General features: G+C 71.3%; 14 protein-coding genes. 6 read left to right on the forward strand and 8 right to left on the reverse strand.

The window, feature by feature from the left end:
• Positions 1 to 60 precede the first annotated feature (60 nt).
• On the forward strand, positions 61 to 1062 hold the full coding sequence (locus BM339_RS31525; protein ID WP_256255541.1) for a non-reducing end alpha-L-arabinofuranosidase family hydrolase: 1002 nt from the start codon (positions 61 to 63) through the stop codon (positions 1060 to 1062).
• A gap of 207 nt (positions 1063 to 1269) precedes the next feature.
• On the opposite strand, the gene BM339_RS50200 is transcribed toward BM339_RS31525, so the two are convergent.
• Entirely contained in the window at positions 1270 to 1950 is a 681-nt protein-coding gene (locus BM339_RS50200) for a TetR/AcrR family transcriptional regulator (RefSeq protein ID WP_161790940.1), read from the reverse strand.
• A gap of 349 nt (positions 1951 to 2299) precedes the next feature.
• On the opposite strand from BM339_RS50200, the gene BM339_RS31535 reads away from it, so the two are divergent.
• Positions 2300 to 3889: a tannase/feruloyl esterase family alpha/beta hydrolase gene (locus tag BM339_RS31535; protein ID WP_200871668.1), complete on the forward strand. Its 1590-nt coding sequence runs from the start codon at positions 2300 to 2302 to the stop codon at positions 3887 to 3889.
• 126 nt (positions 3890 to 4015) lie between these two features.
• On the opposite strand, the gene BM339_RS31540 is transcribed toward BM339_RS31535, so the two are convergent.
• The 7 genes from BM339_RS31540 to BM339_RS31570 all read right to left on the reverse strand — a co-directional run bounded on the left by BM339_RS31540 (position 4016) and on the right by BM339_RS31570 (position 12126).
• Positions 4016 to 5743, reverse strand: a complete 1728-nt coding sequence (locus tag BM339_RS31540; protein ID WP_075023235.1) for a flavin-containing monooxygenase — start codon at positions 5741 to 5743, stop codon at positions 4016 to 4018.
• A 23-nt stretch (positions 5744 to 5766) separates the two neighbouring features.
• Positions 5767 to 6849 (reverse strand): SDR family oxidoreductase, encoded by a 1083-nt coding sequence (locus BM339_RS31545; protein WP_075023236.1) that lies wholly within the window; start codon positions 6847 to 6849, stop codon positions 5767 to 5769.
• 56 nt (positions 6850 to 6905) lie between these two features.
• The gene (locus tag BM339_RS31550) at positions 6906 to 7928 is read right to left on the reverse strand and encodes an ABC transporter permease subunit (RefSeq protein ID WP_021593873.1); all 1023 of its coding nucleotides are present in this window, start codon (positions 7926 to 7928) and stop codon (positions 6906 to 6908) included.
• Entirely contained in the window at positions 7925 to 9466 is a 1542-nt protein-coding gene (locus BM339_RS31555) for a sugar ABC transporter ATP-binding protein (RefSeq protein WP_024933974.1), read from the reverse strand. The genes BM339_RS31550 and BM339_RS31555 overlap by 4 nt, the downstream gene beginning before the upstream one ends.
• Entirely contained in the window at positions 9463 to 10413 is a 951-nt protein-coding gene (locus BM339_RS31560) for a substrate-binding domain-containing protein (RefSeq protein WP_021592377.1), read from the reverse strand. The genes BM339_RS31555 and BM339_RS31560 overlap by 4 nt, the downstream gene beginning before the upstream one ends.
• 18 nt (positions 10414 to 10431) lie before the next feature.
• Entirely contained in the window at positions 10432 to 11220 is a 789-nt protein-coding gene (locus BM339_RS31565; RefSeq protein ID WP_021592376.1) for an SDR family NAD(P)-dependent oxidoreductase, read from the reverse strand.
• A gap of 114 nt (positions 11221 to 11334) precedes the next feature.
• Positions 11335 to 12126, reverse strand: a complete 792-nt coding sequence (locus tag BM339_RS31570) for an IclR family transcriptional regulator (protein ID WP_024933975.1) — start codon at positions 12124 to 12126, stop codon at positions 11335 to 11337.
• Between the two features lie 90 nt (positions 12127 to 12216).
• Between BM339_RS31570 and BM339_RS31575 the strand changes: the two genes are divergently transcribed.
• From BM339_RS31575 to BM339_RS31590, 4 genes are all read left to right on the forward strand, one after another.
• Positions 12217 to 13080 carry a transketolase gene (locus tag BM339_RS31575; RefSeq protein WP_021592374.1) on the forward strand — a complete coding sequence of 288 codons (864 nt, stop codon included), beginning with the start codon at positions 12217 to 12219 and terminating at the stop codon, positions 13078 to 13080.
• On the forward strand, positions 13077 to 14066 hold the full coding sequence (locus BM339_RS31580; RefSeq protein ID WP_021592373.1) for a transketolase family protein: 990 nt from the start codon (positions 13077 to 13079) through the stop codon (positions 14064 to 14066). Before BM339_RS31575 ends, BM339_RS31580 begins: the two co-directional genes overlap by 4 nt.
• A gap of 113 nt (positions 14067 to 14179) precedes the next feature.
• Complete coding sequence (locus BM339_RS31585; RefSeq protein WP_075023237.1) at positions 14180 to 15013, forward strand: universal stress protein; 834 nt, start codon at positions 14180 to 14182, stop codon at positions 15011 to 15013.
• Positions 15014 to 15068: 55 nt separating this feature from the next.
• On the forward strand, positions 15069 to 15929 hold the full coding sequence (locus tag BM339_RS31590) for a universal stress protein (protein ID WP_021592371.1): 861 nt from the start codon (positions 15069 to 15071) through the stop codon (positions 15927 to 15929).
• Positions 15930 to 15934 lie beyond the last annotated feature (5 nt).

The raw sequence follows: 15934 nt of genomic DNA on the forward strand, positions 1-15934 counted from the left end.
CAGGGAAGGAGGAAGTACATGGTGAGGACCTGTGCGGTCCTGGCATCGATCCTGCTGTCGGTGCTCCTGTCCGTGATGAGCGCGGGCGCCGCTCATGGCCAGAACCAGCAGCAATGGCGGCTCGTCGACTCCCGTGGCGGTGACCGCGCTCCGACATGTGATCTTCCGTCGGCATACCGCTGGACGTCGACGGGCCCGCTCGCGCAGCCCAAGTCGGGGTGGGTCTCGCTCAAGGACTTCACCGTCGCCCCCTACAACGGCAGGCATCTCGTCTATGCGACGACGCACGACACGGGGACGACGTGGGGTTCCATGAACTTCGGCCTGTTCGGCAACTGGTCGGAGATGGCCTCTGCCAGCCAGAACAGGATGTCGAATGCCACCGTCGCTCCCACGCTCTTCTACTTCGCGCCGAAGAACGTCTGGGTGCTCGCCTACCAGTGGGGTGGGACCGCCTTCTCCTACCGGACGTCGAGCGACCCCGCCAACCCGAACGGCTGGTCATCGCAGCAGGTGCTCTTCTCCGGGAGCATCAGCGGCTCCGGGACGGGACCCATCGACCAGACGCTCATCGGTGACGGCACGAACATGTACCTCTTCTTCGCCGGCGACAACGGCAAGATCTACCGGGCCGGTATGCCGATCGGGAACTTCCCGGGCAGCTTCGGCACGACCTCGACAGTGGTCATGAGCGATTCGACCAACAACCTGTTCGAGGCCGTTCAGGTCTACAAGCTCCAGGACCAGAACCGCTACCTCATGCTCGTCGAGGCGATCGGCTCCCAGGGGCGCTACTTCCGCTCGTTCACGGCCACCAGTCTGAACGGCTCGTGGACACCGCAGGCCGCGACCGAGAGCAACCCCTTCGCCGGCAAGGCGAACAGCGGCGCGACCTGGACCAACGACATCAGCCATGGCGAACTGATCCGCACCAGTGCCGACCAGACCTTCACCATCGATCCGTGCAATCTGCAGTTGCTCTACCAGGGGCGCAGCCCCAACTCCGGCGGCGACTACGGCCTCCTGCCGTACCGGCCGGGTCTGCTGACGAGGCAGCGTTGACGGCGTGACACGGGTCCGGCTCGGGGGTGGACCTGGCGTGGCGGGCACGACGAAAAGCCGAGCCCGCCACGGTCACCGCAGGCAGGACGCCCTCGGTCGCCGGGCGGCGGGGCGAGGACGAGCGCCATGAAGATCCAAGCCCGTGCTCGAAGATGCCACTACCACCGACAAGGAGAACTCACCGATCTCTAAATGCGGCTCGGAGTACTAGAGCAGGTCCTCCGCCGTGTTCTTCAGTGAGCTGAGGACGCGGCGGGTTTGTGGGTCGTCAGGGAGCACCGCGAGAAGTAGCGGGGTGGTGGAGAAAGTCGTCTCGTGGACCATGAGCCGACGGACCCATTCCATTCCCGCCGCCACTTCGGCAATGGCGTCGGTCGTGCCGCCGCTGCGCGCCCAGTTTCCGAGAGCGGATCGGTGGATCGCGTCCACGAGGGCCGCGAGGCCCATCGGTTGGAACGGTGGTGTATCCGGTGGGAGGCGCTCACGCAGGAACGCACGTGTAAGCGTCACGTATCGTTCGTGCTCAATGACCTCCCGCTTCCGTAGTTCGGGAACGACGCGCGTCAACTTGTATCGCCGGAGGACGAGCTCCGGCCGGCTGAGGAAGTCATGCAAAGACTCCTCCGTGGCCGCGATGACGGCCTCTACCGGATCCGCGTCAGGATCGGACTCGACGAGACAGCGCTGGACGAGACCGATGCGTTCGTTGTGGTCCGGAAACGCGAGTTCGTCCTTGCTCTCGAAATGCCGGAATACGGTGCGCCGAGACACTCGTGACGCCTCCGCGACAGCCTCGACCGTAACGTTCTCGTACCCCTCTTCGAGAAACAAGGCCATTGCCGTTTCCGAGATCCGGTACTTGGTCTCAAGTACTCGCCGCGAAGTCACCGACAGGCCCCCATTATGACGTGGTGTGACGCCGAGTCTAGTCCGCGTAACCGAAAGTCGCCGACCGCGAGGACGAAGGCCGTGCCGGGGGCCGGGGCGGCCGAGGCGAGGTAGTCGCCCCGCGGCGCTGCGAGGACCGTGGCCGGCTTCGTCCTCCCGGCGGGGCGGGTTCGGCAGGACACTTGCGGGTCCTTGTGACGCATGACACACTGGCACCCAGTGTCGGACATGTTGTGATTTTACGGCACAGCGTGCCAGCCTCCAGGAGGTGTCCGCAATGAGCCGAGCGCCGCGAGCTCGTGGAACGTCGAACTCGATCCGTGCTGGACTGGGGCTCGTCATCGCGTCAGTGAGCGCGGCGGTGGTCCTCGCGCCGCCGCCGTCCATCGCCGCGGCGGGCACGACGCCTAGGTGTACAGAGTTGGCGGGTAGAGAGATCCCGGCGTCGGCGATCAGCCTCCCGACCAAGGGCGGCCGTGTCGAGTCGGCGAGTCTTGTCACTCAGGTCGTGAGCGGCGAGACGGTCGAATACTGCAGGGTCGACGCCGCGCTCCTCCCCGTCGATCGCTCGGCGCCGAACATCAAGCTGCGGATCGGCATGCCCGTCGACTGGAATCGCAAAGCGATGATGTTCGGTGGCGGCGGATACAACGGCACGATTCCCGACATCGCGCAGAACGTGCCATTTGGACGCGCCGATCGGCTGGCGCCGCTGGCTCGCGGATATGCGACGTTCGCAAGTGACTCCGGGCACCAAGCAGGTCCCACCGGATCTTTGGACGGGTCCTTCGGCGTGAACGACGAGGCGGTGCGGAACTTCGCCGCCGGTGACGCGCTCAGGAAGACCCGCGACGCCGCCATGTTCCTCATCCGTCATGGCTACGGCGCAGGTCCCGGCCGGTCCTACTTCTCGGGTGGGTCGACCGGTGGTCGCGAGGCCCTCATCGTCGCGCAACGGTGGCCCGGCGCCTTCGATGGCGTCATCTCCGCCTACCCTGCCTGGAACAACATGGCCGAGATCCTGGATCTCGGGTATCTCGCGCAGGTGATGTCCCGACCCGGCGCGTTCCCGGGGCCCGAAAAGCAGACGCTCCTCTACAACAGCGTTGTAGCGAAGTGCGACGGCCGGGACGGGCTCAGGGACAAGGTCATCTCGAATGAGGCCGGCTGCGACTTCGATCCCCGTGTGCTTCGCTGCCCGCGCGGTGCCGACACCGGGCCGACGTGCCTGTCGGATCGGCAGATAGCGTCGGTGGTCGCGGCGTCCAAGCCGTTCCGCTGGAAGTACCGGATCGCCAGCGGTGAGAAGGAATACCCTGGGTTCCCCCTCCTTTCGGGCGCCGACATGAGAACGCCATTCCTCGGGTTCGGCACGTCCGCGCCCGCCAACCCCATGCCGACGACGAGCGGATATGGGATGCAGTACTGGGATCAGTGGGTGAAATACTTCCTGACGAGGGATCCTGATCACAACTCCCTTGAAGTCGACCCCCGGCGACCGGGAAAGTGGCTTCCCCGCATCAGTCACCTGTCCACCATCCAGGACCGGAACAACTCCGACCTTCGCCCGTTCGCGCGCTCCGGCGGGAAACTGCTCCTGCTCCACGGTTCCGCGGACGAGCTGGTCTCCCACCGCTCGACGAACGACTATTACGAGCGAGTGCTCGACAAGATGGGCTACGGGCAGACCCGGGGATTCATGCGGTACTACCTCGTGCCGGGCGCGAATCACGCCAACTTCGGCGCGCCCGCCTTCGCCGCCAACTGGGACTCGCTCTCGGCCCTGGAGCGATGGGTCGAGAAGGGGCGGCCGCCTTCCAAGCCGGTGGTCATAGACGGCCGCAGCGGCAGAACGCGCCCGCTCTGCGAGTACCCGCGCTGGCCGAAGTACCGCTCGGGTGACGCCGACAACGCCCAGAGCTTCGTCTGCTCGCGCTGACGCCACGGAAGGCCGGATGGGGCCCGCCCCATCCGGCCTTCGCGGTGCCGGGCCGCGGTCGACGGGCAACCGGACGACGCCGGGGTGCCGGCCGCACACCGGATGCCGGCCCCCACGGTCCATGGTTCAGGTGCTGTGACGGTCGAGGGCCAGCCGCAGTTGCAGGGCCAGCACCTTGGAGTAGGTGCGGCACATCTGGAAGTTGCCCGCGGTGCACCACAGGCCCGGCTGCGCGGTGGGCCGCCACATGTTGCGGAGTTCGCCCTCGTCGTCGTACCCCCAGATCGGTCCCACGGCGTCGGCGACCGCGTCGCCCATGAGGCGCCGCACGTTCTCCTGCTGCGGGTGGAAGCCCGTGGCGAGGACGACGAGGTCGGCGCCGAGCACGGAGCCGTCCCTCATCCGGAGCCCCTCCTTGACGAAGCGGTCGGTGTCCGCGAACTGCGCGAGGCCGACCGCGCCCGAGATGATCAGCTCGGAGCAGCCGACGTTGAGGTAGTAGCCTCCGCCGCGGCGCATGAACTTCATCTGCTGGCCGGTGCCGTCCTCGCCGTAGTCGGTGCGGAAGCCCGCCCGCTCCAGCCCGGCGATGAGGTCGGCGTCCATCTCCCTCATCGCCTCCGTCAGCGCCTTGCTCCCGGTCACCAGGTCCGGGTAGGGCACCGACAGCCCGATCAGGTCGCTGTCCTCCAGCGTCGGCGCCGTGAGATAGGACGCGTCCCCGAGGGCCGCGCTGGGGTCGACGCTGACGACGGTGGTGGAGTTGCGCTGCACCATCGTGACGGCCGCGCCGTTGGCGTGCAGGTCCTGGGCGATGTCGTGGGCGCTGTTACCGGTCCCGATGATGACGACCCGTTCACCTGCGTGGTCGGTGCCGCCCGTGTAGTCGGCCGAGTGCAGCACCCGGCCGCCGAAGTCGCCGAGGCCGGGCAGGTCCGGCCGGTACGGGATGCCGCTCACCCCGGTGGCGAGGACGATGTGCCGGGGACGCAGGGTGCGGTGCCCGCCGCCCGCCCGGCGGATCCGCGCCTCCCAGGTCCCGGTCGCCTCGTCGAAGGCGCCGTGCTCGAACGTCGACGACCCCCAGAAGTTGATCTCCATGGCCTCGACGTACGCCTCGAACCATCCGGCGAGCTTGTCCTTCGGGACGAACACCGGCCACGTCGGCGGGAACGGCATGTACGGCAGGTCGTTCAGCCAGACGGCGTTGTGCAGGGTGAGCGCGTGGTAGCGCTTGCGCCAGTTGTCCCCGGGGCGCTCGTGGGCGTCGACCACGAGCGCGTCCACGTCGAGCCGGCCGAGCCGGGCGGCGAGGGCGAGGCCGCTCTGCCCGGCCCCGACGATCAGGACGTCGGGGTCGTGGTCGGCGTAGGCGACCGCCGCGTGCCGCCGGTCGAGCCAGTTGGGCCCGCCGAACTTGGAGGAGTCGGCCTGGCCGGTCGGGCGGTGCGCGCCCACGGGCTCCGGACGGCCCGCGATCTCCTCCAGCGCGGTGAACAGGTTCCGGGCCACGCACCGGCCGTCCGGTCCGGGCACGAGCCTGACCACCCCGAGCCCGCGGCCGACCGCGAGGTCGAACTCGAAGATCGCCTCGACGCAGGTGACCCCGTTGCGCTCCACCTCCCGCGGCGGCGTCCGCCCGGCCGCGAGGCGGAGGTTCGCCGCCTTGGCCCGCGGCTGGCGGGCGGAGAGTTCGGCGGGGGCGCGCGTGTGCGAGAACGTTCGGAGATCGCCGGTGAACGACACGACGTCCCGCCAGTGGCACTCGGGGGCGAAGAGCCCGGACAGGTCGGCCCCGCGTTCGAGCGCGTCGCCGAACCGGGTGAGCCAGTCCGTCGCGATGGTCGTGGTCATGTCTGCCTCCGGGGCATGCTGGTTCAGGGGATGAGGGAGAGGTCGCGCAGCATCGCGAGGTTGTCGAGGAAGCTCACATGCGTGTCGACGCAGTCGCCGAAACCCGCCTGGCGGATCTTGATGGTGCTCTGCACCATGTCGTCGCCGGCGGCGAACCAGCCGTCGACGAACGGCCAGGACGCGATCCGGGAGAGGGCGGTGGGCCGCAGCCCGTGCTCCCGGACGATCGCGTCCCACACCGGGCCCTTGTCGGCCATCTGCTCCGCGAGCGACATCGGCTGGGGCGGCGCGGCCGGCGTTCCGAAGAAGTCCGCGATCTCCGGCCACAGGTGCCGCCAGCGGAAGTTGTCGCCGTTGGTGACGTTGAAGACCTCGTTCCGCGCCGCCGGTGACCGCAGCGCCCAGGCGACGGCCCGCGCGAGGACGCGGGCGTCGGTCGCCTGGTGGAGCGCGCCCCACGCGGCGGGGGAGCCGGGGAAGCGCAGCGGGACGCCCTGGTGGCGGCAGACGCCGGCGTAGACGGCGAGGCCGGTCAGCATGTTCATGGGGGAGCCGAGGCTCGGGCCGATCACCGCGTCCGGGCGCAGCACCGTCCAGGTGTAGTCCGCGCGGGCGGCGTCGGCGTGGAGGAGGTCCTCCTGGTCGTTGTAGAAGATCGGCCCGAGGAAGCGGGGATCGGACTCCTTCGCCGGGGTCTTGTAGCCGCCGAGGTGTTCCCCGTACGACTTTCCGCCGCCGATGAGCACCACGTGCCGCAGCCGGGACGGCGAGCCGTGCACGGCGTCGAGCAGGTTCCGCAGCATCGCGACGTTCGGCTCGACGGTGGCGGCCATCGTCTCGCGCTCGATGTACGCGGCATGGACGATCGCGGTGATGTCGGGGCGGGCGGCGAGCGCGGCGCGGGTCGCCGCCGCGTCGAGCAGGTCGACCTGGAGGTGGTCGCCGACCGGCGGGCCGTCCGGCGGCCCGACCGGACCGCGCCGCGCGACCGTGGCGACGCGCCCGCCCGACTCCAGCAGGGCGCGGACGACGGCGCCGCCGACCACGCCGTGGGCACCGGCGACGAGGACGGTGCCGTCCCCGCCCGGCGGGCTCTCGTCGGTCATCATGATGTCCTTCCGGTTCTCAGGGATGTCGCCTGGGCACAGCGGGTCCTTACGGGTCACGCGGCCACACCCGGCGCGGGCGCCTCGCGTACGCGCAGCCGGTCGACCGCGACGGCCAGCACGATCACGACTCCCTGGATGATCTGCTGGTAGAAGCTGGAGACGTCGAGCAGCGTCATGCCGTTGACCAGCACCCCGATGATCGCCGCGCCCACGAGGGTGCCGACCAGCGAGCCCTTCCCGCCCATGAGGGACGTGCCGCCGAGGACGACCGCCGCGATCGCCGACAGCTCGTAGCCGGTGCCGAGGTCGGGCACCGCGCTCTGCAGCCGCGCGGAGGCGATCACGCCGCCGATCCCCGCACAGAGCCCGGAGATGATGTACACGCAGGTCAGCACCCGCCGCACGGGGATGCCCGCCAGCCGGGCCGCCTCCTCGTTGCCGCCGACCGCGTGCACCCAGCGTCCGAACACGGTCCGGTTCAGCAGGTACCAGCCGGCGGCGAAGACCATCACCATGATCACCACGGGGACGGGCACGCCGAGGACCGTTCCATTGCCGATCCACGCGTAGCCGAGGGTCGTGGAGAACAGGGTCTTGCCGTCGGTTCCCACGTAGGTCACGCCCCGCAGGTACGTGAGCGCGGCGAGGGTGACGATGAACGAGGCGAGCTTGAGCCGGGCGACGAGGACGCCGTTCACGGTGCCGATGACCAGTCCCGCTCCGAGCGCCGCCAGCACCGCGATCGCGGGCGGGAAGCCGTCGAGGGCGGGCCGCACCGCGAAGAGGGCGGTCACCCCGACGGCCGAGCCGACCGACAGGTCGATGCCCGCCGTCATGATGACGAACGTGAGGCCGGCGCCCAGGATCGCCGTGACGGAGATCTGCCGCGCCACGTCCAGCAGGTTGTCCACGGTGAGGAAGTACGGCGCCGACGCCGCGAAGACGAGCACGAGCACCACGAGCGCGCCGGCCACGCCGGCCTGGTCGGCGGCGGCGGTGACGCGGCGTCGGAGCCGGTCGTGGTGCGTGCGGCCGGCGGGGGCCGCCGGGCCGCCGGGGGCGGTTGTCCCTTTCACGAGTTCACCTCGCTGGCTGTCGTGCGGTCGCCGGCGACGCCGGTCGCGTGGCGGATGACGTTCTCCTCGGTCTTGGCCGGTCCCGCGAGCTCGGCGACGATCTCGCCGCGCCGCATGACGAGGACGCGGTCGGAGAGGCCGAGCACCTCCGGCAGCTCGGAGGAGATCAGCAGCACGGCGACGCCGCGGCGCGTGACGTCGCCGATGAGGGCGTAGATGTCGGCCTTCGCGCCGATGTCCACGCCGCGCGTCGGCTCGTCCAGTATGAGGACGGAGGGATCGCGGGCGAGGCATCGGGCGAGGAGCACCTTCTGCTGGTTGCCGCCCGAGAGCTGGCCGGCGGGCTGGGCGAGCCCCGTCGCCCGGACGCGCATGGCCTCGGTCAGCGGCCGCGCGGCCGCGCGCATGCTCGCGGGGCTGGTCCGGCCGAGGGCGCGGCGGCCCTTCGAGGTCCCGGCGCACACGTTGTCGGCGATCGACATCTGCGGGAACAGCCCCTGTTCCTTGCGGCTCTCGGGAAGCATCACGATCCCGGCCGCGAGCGGGCCGCCCAGGCTCCCGCCGGCCACGGTCGCGCCGTCGACGGTCACCGTGCCGCCGTCCGCGCGGTCGGCGCCGGCGATCAGCCGGCCGAGCTCGCTGCGGCCGGCCCCGACGATCCCGGCGACCCCCACGACCTCCCCGGCCCGGACCTCGAAGAAGGCGGGACGGACGTCCGGCGAGCGCAGCCCGGAGACGCGGAGCCTGATCCGGTCGGCGGCGGGGGCGCGGTCGTGCCGGTAGAGATCCTGGACGGGCCGCCCGACCATGGACGTGACGACCCGGTCCTCGGTCATCTCGGCGCGCGTCATGGAGTCGGCGACCACGCCGTCCCGCAGGACGGTGACGTGGTCGGCGACGCGGGAGATCTCCTCCATCCGGTGGCTGATGTACAGCAGCGCCAGGCCCTCGGCCCGGAGGTCCTCGACCGTGCTGAGAAGCATGTCGGCCTCGTTCTGAGATAGCGCCGCCGTGGGCTCGTCCAGCACCAGCAGCCGCGGCCGCTCGCCCAGGGCACGGGCGATCTCGACGAGCTGCCGGCGGCCGGTGCTGAGCCTGGCCACCTTGGCGTCCGGATCGAGGTCGACGCCGATCCGGCCGAGGGCCTCCAGCGCCGTCGCGCGCGCCCGGCGGCGGTCGAGCCGGCCGGCCCGGCGGCGCGGCTCGCGGCCGAGCAGCAGGTTGTCGGCGACGGTCAGCTCCGGCACCAGGCTCAGCTCCTGGTGGACGACCGCGAGCCCGCGTTCCCGGGCGTCGCGGGGCCCGGTGAGGGCCACCGGGACGCCGTCGAGGACGATCTCGCCGCGGTCGGCCCGCTCGATGCCGGTGAGGATCTTGATCAGGGTGGACTTGCCGGCGCCGTTCTCGCCGGCCAGCACGTGCACGCGTCCCGCTTCAAGGCCGAGTGAGACCCCCCGCAGGACGGGGTTGCCGTGGTAGGACTTCTCGATTCCGGTCAGGCGCGCGACGGCGCCCTCCGGTGGCCCGGCCGCGCTCATCCCCAGCTCTCGTAGTCGTCGAGGGTGTCGGCGTTGACCAGGACGGTCGGGATCAGCTTGGGCTTCGGGTCCACCTTCTCCCCGCCGGCCAGCTTGATCGCCAGGTCGAGTCCGGAGCGGCCGAGCTCGCGCGGGTTCTGGCCGGCCGTCCCGATGATCGGGCCCTTGCCGATGAGGTCGGTGAGCTGCCGTGCACCGTCCACTCCGACGATCTTCACGTCGGCCTTGTGCTGCCCGGCGGCGAGCGCGATGCCGACCGCCGTCGGGTCGTTCACGCCGAAGAAGCCGTCCACGCCCGGGTTAGCGGTGAGGATGTCGCCGGCGACCTTCATGCTCTTGTCGCGGGTCAGGTCGGCGCGCTGGGTGGCGACGACCGTGATGCCGGGGTTGGCGGCGATGGCCTCCTTGCAGCCCTTCATCCGGTCGCCGATGGCCGAGACGGCGGAGCCGTCGACGATCGCCAGTTCGCCGCGGCCGCCGAGCCGGCCGATCAGGTACTTGCACGCCTCCCGGCCGGCCTGCACGTTGTCGCTGGTGACGGTCGCGTCGGCGCCCGCCGCGGCGACGTCGACGGCCACCACGGGGATCTTCGCCTGCTTGGCGCGCAGCACCGCGGGGCCGATGCCGTCGGAGTCGACCGCGTCGACGATGATCGCGTCGACCCGCTGCCGGACGAACGTGTCGATCTTGTCGGTCTGCGCGCTGACATCGGCGTTGGCGTACTGGACCGAGACCTTGACGCCGCGGGCGGCCGCGGCCTCCTGGACGGCCTTCCCCTCGGCGAGGAAGAAGGGGTTGGACGCCGCGTTGAGCACGACGCCGATCGAGGTCTCGGCGTCGGTGCCCGCCTCGGACGCGGCGCAGCCGGCCAGCGCGAGGCCCGCGGCGCCCGCGGCGGCGGCCGCCGCGAACCGGGTGAGGCGGCGGGGGTGGTTCACTGCCTTCATGGGATGTCCTCATCAGGGTTAGACGACCGGCGTGACGCCGCCGTCGACGCAGAAGTTCGCGCCGGAGACGAAGCCGGCCTGGTCGGAGGCGAGATAGGCGACCAGCGAGGCCACCTCGTCGACCGTGCCGAGCCGGCCGGCCGGAATGCGGTTGAGCTCCACGTAGCGGGTGAGCGCCGTCTCCCTGTCCACCCCGAACTCCTCGGCGAGCGAGTCCGCCAGGCCGCCGGGACGGTCGTACAGCGGGGTCCGGATGAAGGCCGGCGACACGACGTTCGAGCGGACGCCGGCCGGGGTGAACTCGGCCGCGAGGACCTTGGACAGCATCAGGACGCCGGCCTTGGAGACGCTGTAGTCGGGCAGGCGCGGGTTGGGCATGCGCGCGGCCTCGGACGCGATGTGGACGAGCGCTCCGCCGCCGCCGTCGAGCATGGCGGGGATGGCCGCGCGGGCCGCCCGGACGTATCCGAGCAGGTTGAGCTCCAGCGTCGACGTCCAGTCCGCGTCGGTCGTGTCGAGGAATCCGGGACGCACCGCGGCGGCGCCGGCGTTGTTCACCAGGACGTCGACCCGGCCGAACGCCTCGGCCGCCGCCGCCACCAGCGCCGCCGCGGCGTCCGCCTCGCGCAGGTCCGCGGTGAGGGGCAGGACGCGGTCGGGGCCGCCGAGTTCGCGGAGGGCGTCGACGTGGAGATCCGCCCCCGCGACGAGCGCGCCCGCCGCGTGGAGGTGCCGCGCGCAGGCGAGCCCGATGCCGCTGCCCGCGCCCGTCACGAGGGCCACCCGTCCCGTCAGGCCCTGTTGCATGTGTCGCCTCCTTCCCACAGGTCACTCAGCCCGTGATGAGGCCCCACATTCTCATAAGGCGGACGAGATGTCTAGACAGTGGGACATTTTGCGGAAGGAGGTGAACGGAGCGCGTCAGCCCAGGTCGAGCAGGTCGGGCCGCGCCACGTCGGAGCCGAAGGCGCGCGAGATCTCCTGGCCGGCCTCGACCAGCGCGGCCCGCCAGGACGCCGAGTCGGGCCCGAGGATCGATTCGCGCACCCCGCTGATGGACAGCGCCGCGCGCAGCCGGCCGCGGTAGTCGGTGATGGGCACGCCGAGGGCTGCGACGCCCAGCGTGACGTCCTGATCGCTGATCGAGATGCCGCCCGCCCGTGTGGCGGCGAGGACCCGCCGCAGGTCACCGGGCTCGACCGGGGTCGAGGGCGTGAACCGGTGCAGGGGCGCGTTGCGCTCGATGTAGGCGTCCCACTCCTTCTCGTCGCGGTGGGCGAGGATGCTTCGCGCCGCCGCTCCGGCGTGCAGGGGCAGGGAGCCGCCGAGCTGGAGGGCGAGCGACTGGACGCGCTTGCCGTCGATGCGCTCGATGCACACGGCCTCGTCGCGGCGCGGCACGCACAGGAAGACCGTCTCGCCGGTCAGCTCGTGGATGCGCTCCATCGTCGGCCGCGCGAACGTCCGCTCGTCGAAGCGCGCGACCACGGCGGTGGCGAGGGGCAGCAGCTTGAAGCCGAGGCGGTACTTGCCCCGGCGGCTGCCGGGCTCGACCAGCCCTTCGGCCTGCAGGCTGGACAGCAGCCGGTAGATCGAGCTGCGCGGCTCGCCGATCGCGTCCGCGATGTCGGCCGCGGATGATTCTCCGTTCGCGAGGTGGTCCAGCAGCCCGGACACCTTGCGCACCAGCATGAGGTTGTTTTCAGTCGCCACGCACCAAAGTTATCGCTCAGCGGACAACCCGTCCAACCAGTTCGTCTTACTCTATGGACATGCTGTCCGCTGGATAGTACTTTCGGCCGCATGGTAGATCAGTTTCGTCCGCCCGCCGCGGCGGACGCCCAGCTCGTGGACCTGATCCGGGAACGGGCGCTGTTCGCCCGGCTGGAGACGGTCCGGCTCATATCGATCGCGAAGACCGGCCACTACGCCTCGGGATTCTCGTGCGCCGAGATCCTCGCCACCCTCTACTACGGCGTCATGGACCTGCGGCGCGGCGAGCCCGACTGGCCCGACCGCGACCGCTTCCTGTTCGGCAAGGGGCACGCCGCCGCGACCCTCTACCCGCTGCTCGCCGACTGGGGCTTCTTCGACCCGTCCGAGCTCGACGGCTACACCCGGCTGGGCAGCGCCTTCGGCGACCATCCCGACATGACGCGGATCCCGGGCATCGACTTCAGCAGCGGATCGCTCGGGCACGCCCTGTCCACCGGCACCGGGATGGCGCTCGGCCTGCGCATGCAGGGGCGACCGTCGAACGTGTACGTCCTGCTCGGCGACGGCGAGCTGCACGAGGGGCAGATCTGGGAGGCGGCGCTCGCCGCCGCGCACCACCGCGTGTCCAACCTCGTGGCGATCGTCGACCGGAACGGGTACTCGCTGGACGGCCGGGTCGACGACGTCACCGGCATCGAGCCGCTCGCCGGCAAGTGGCGGGCGTTCGGCTGGGAGGTCCACGAGGTGGACGGGCACGATGCCGGGGCGCTGCTCACCCTGCTCCGCTCCCTCGCCGCGGACCCGGACCGCGCCCGCCCGGCGGCCGTGATCGCGCACACCGTCAAGGGCAAGGGGATCTCCTACATGGAACGCGACTTCGGCTGGCACCTCGGCTGGCTCGCCGAGCCGGACGAGATCAACGCCATCGACGAGCTGAGGAGCGCCCGATGACCTCCGCCCCCGCCCTGGGACCGGAATCCTGGCAGCTCACGGACCTCCTGGACCGCGCGCCCGGCCTGCACGTCCTGGCCGGGACCCTGGCCGACCTCGTGGACGAGGGGCATCCCCTCGTCGTCGGCACGGCCGACCTCAAGTACTCTAACGGCCTGGTCCGCTTCCAGGAGCGGCACCCCGGGCGGTACGTCCAGTTCGGCATCTCCGAGCAGCACATGGTCTCGGCCGCCGCCGGCCTGGCCGCCACCGGGCTCCAGCCGTACGTCGCGACCTTCGCCTCGTTCCTCGCGCTGCTCGCGTGCGAGCAGATCCGCACCGACACCGCGTACACGCGGCTGCCGGTCCGGCTGATCGGCCACCATGCCGGGATCACCCTCGGCTTCTACGGCACGTCCCACCACGCGACCGAGGACCTGGCGATCACGCGGAGCATCGCGGGACTGACCGTCATCGCGCCGGCCGACGCCGCGCAGCTCGGATCCGCCCTCCGCGCCGCCACGGCCTGCCCCGGCCCCGTCTACTTCCGCATCGGACGCGGCCAGGATCCCGACGTGTACCGGGAAGGCGATCCGCGGTTCGAGATCGGCAAGGCGATCGAGCACGGGCGCGGAGACGACCTGACCATCGTCGCGACGGGTTCGATGGTGCATCCGGCGCTCGGCGCCGCCGCGAAGCTGAACGCCGCCGGGGTGTCGGCGGGCGTCCTGGACATGCACACCGTCAAACCCCTCGACGAGACCGCGGTGCTGGACGCCGCGCGACGGTCGGGGCTCCTGCTCACCGTGGAGGAGCACAGCGTCCTCGGCGGTCTCGGCGGCGCGGTCGCCGAGACCGTCGCGGGGGCGGGGCTCGGCGCCCGGGTCGTCCGGCACGGCATCGCGGACGAGTACGCGCTCATCGGCCCCCCGACGCACCTCTACCGCCACTACGGCCTCGACGCCGAGGGCATCGAGGCGGCGGCGCTGCGAGCGCTCGGCAGGTAGCGGCGACTGGCCCCTCGGCCCTGGCATTCGGGACCTTCGGCCCGGGACCGCCGCAGCGAGGCGATCTAGCGTCGAAGTGGACATCACGCCGCCAGGTTCTGGAGGGGAGCCCAATGCCGAATCAGGTCATCGTGGGCATCGATGGGTCAGCGCACGCTTGGCGTGCTCTGGACTGGGCCGCCGACTACGCCGTCCGGCACCGGCTGTCCCTGGACCTGGTGCACGCGTCCCGCGCACTGGTGGAGGACGGCACGATCCCGCCCGACGCGCTGCGCCGGCTGGTCGCCGAACGGGAGGACCTGCTCGCCGAGGCGCGGCAGTACACGCTGAAGCTGCACCCCGATGTCGGCATCGGCACGCGGCTGGCGCGGACCGATCCGGGAAGTGCGCTGGTGGAAGGCAGCGGGCAGGCGGCGATGGTGGCCGTGGGGTCGCGGGGGCTGGGCGGTTTCGAGGGGCTGCTGTTCGGCTCGGTCGGGCTCTACACGGCCGCGCATGCCCGGTGCCCGGTGCTGGTGGTGCCGCGAGAGGCGCCCTATCCGGCCGATGCGCCGGCACGGATCGTGGTCGGGGTCGAGGGCCGGCCCGGTGAGAGCGCCATGCTCGGCTGGGCCTTCGAGGAGGCCGCTTCGCGGGGCGCGGGGATCCTGGCGCTGCACGCCGTGGGCGGCGACCTCGGCTCCCCGCGCAGGCGGGTGATCGAGGACATGGAGCTGTCGGAGTCCCTCGCGGGTCTCCGCGAGCACCAGCCGGACGTCCAGGTCGAGGAGCTGGTCTCCGACCGCACGGCGTCCCAGGCCCTGGTCGAGGCCTCGCGGACCGCCGCGCTGGTGGTCGTCGGAGCGGCCCGCCGGACCGGCCTGATCGGGATGGCGCTGGGCCGGGTCAACCACGCGGTTCTGCACCACGCGAGCTGCCCCGTGGTCGTCATGCCCCTGGACGGTTGACCGGCCCGCCCCGGCGGGAGATCTGCCGGGGGAGGAATCGAGAGAGGTGTTGACCATGTCCGATCCGATCATCGTGGGAGCCGACGGCTCGGTGCCGTCCGAACGTGCCGTGGCCTGGGCCGCCGACGAGGCCGCCCGCTACGGGCGTGCCCTGACCATCGTGCACGCTGTGGAGAAATGGCCCTTCGACATCCCGCTCGACACCGCCCCCGGCGAGGCCAGGTCGCTGACGCGGGAAGGGAAACAGGTGCTGGCGGACGCCGAGCGCGTCGCCCGCGCCCGGCGACCCCAGCTGACCGTCAGCGGGGAGTTGACGTCCGCGCGCACCGTCCGGGCCCTGGCGGAGCGCTCGGAGAAGGCGTTCGAGCTCGTGGTGGGGAACCGCGGCCTCGGCGGGTTCACGGGCCTGGTACTCGGGTCGGTCGGGCTGGGCGCGGTCCGCCATGCCGCCTGCCCGGTCGTGGTGGTGCGCGGCGAACCGAACGGCGAGCGCGGCGAGATCGCAGTGGGCGTCGGCCTCGGCGACGACTCCGCCGCCCTGGAGTACGCTTTCCGGGCCGCCGCCGCGCGGGAGGCCAGGCTCCGCGTCGTGCACGCCTGGCCGTTCCCCAAGGCACTGGACGAGCCTGGAGCGGGCGCCGACATCCGCCGCATCGAGGAGCGGGCCCGGTGGCGTGTCATCGAGGCCCACGCACCGATGCGCAAACGCTTCCCTGGTGTGCAGGTCGTGGAGGACATCGTCCAGGACAACCCCGCCGCCGCGCTCGTCGCCGCGTCCCGTGACACCGACCTGGTGATCGCGGGTTCGCATCCGCGCGAGGGCTTGACCGTGCCGCGTGCCCGCGCGGTGACCCACGCGCTTCTCCATCAAGCGCACTGCCCGGTGGCCGTCGTCCCCACGCCCGCCGCACCGTGAGAGGC

Origin of the sequence: Actinomadura madurae, from assembly GCF_900115095.1 — a bacterium.
GTDB classification, from domain to species: domain Bacteria; phylum Actinomycetota; class Actinomycetes; order Streptosporangiales; family Streptosporangiaceae; genus Spirillospora; species Spirillospora madurae.

Excerpts from the sequence above, each read along its gene's own strand:
- BM339_RS31540 (WP_075023235.1), bottom strand. The coding sequence starts at position 5,743 with ATGACCACGACCATCGCGACGGACTGGCTCACCCGGTTCGGCGACGCG.
- BM339_RS31545 (WP_075023236.1), bottom strand. The coding sequence starts at position 6,849 with ATGACCGACGAGAGCCCGCCGGGCGGGGACGGCACCGTCCTCGTCGCC.
- BM339_RS31555 (WP_024933974.1), bottom strand. The coding sequence starts at position 9,466 with ATGAGCGCGGCCGGGCCACCGGAGGGCGCCGTCGCGCGCCTGACCGGA.
- BM339_RS31560 (WP_021592377.1), bottom strand. The coding sequence starts at position 10,413 with ATGAAGGCAGTGAACCACCCCCGCCGCCTCACCCGGTTCGCGGCGGCC.
- BM339_RS31565 (WP_021592376.1), bottom strand. The coding sequence starts at position 11,220 with ATGCAACAGGGCCTGACGGGACGGGTGGCCCTCGTGACGGGCGCGGGC.
- BM339_RS31575 (WP_021592374.1), top strand. The coding sequence starts at position 12,217 with ATGGTAGATCAGTTTCGTCCGCCCGCCGCGGCGGACGCCCAGCTCGTG.
- BM339_RS31580 (WP_021592373.1), top strand. The coding sequence starts at position 13,077 with ATGACCTCCGCCCCCGCCCTGGGACCGGAATCCTGGCAGCTCACGGAC.
- BM339_RS31585 (WP_075023237.1), top strand. The coding sequence starts at position 14,180 with ATGCCGAATCAGGTCATCGTGGGCATCGATGGGTCAGCGCACGCTTGG.
- BM339_RS31590 (WP_021592371.1), top strand. The coding sequence starts at position 15,069 with ATGTCCGATCCGATCATCGTGGGAGCCGACGGCTCGGTGCCGTCCGAA.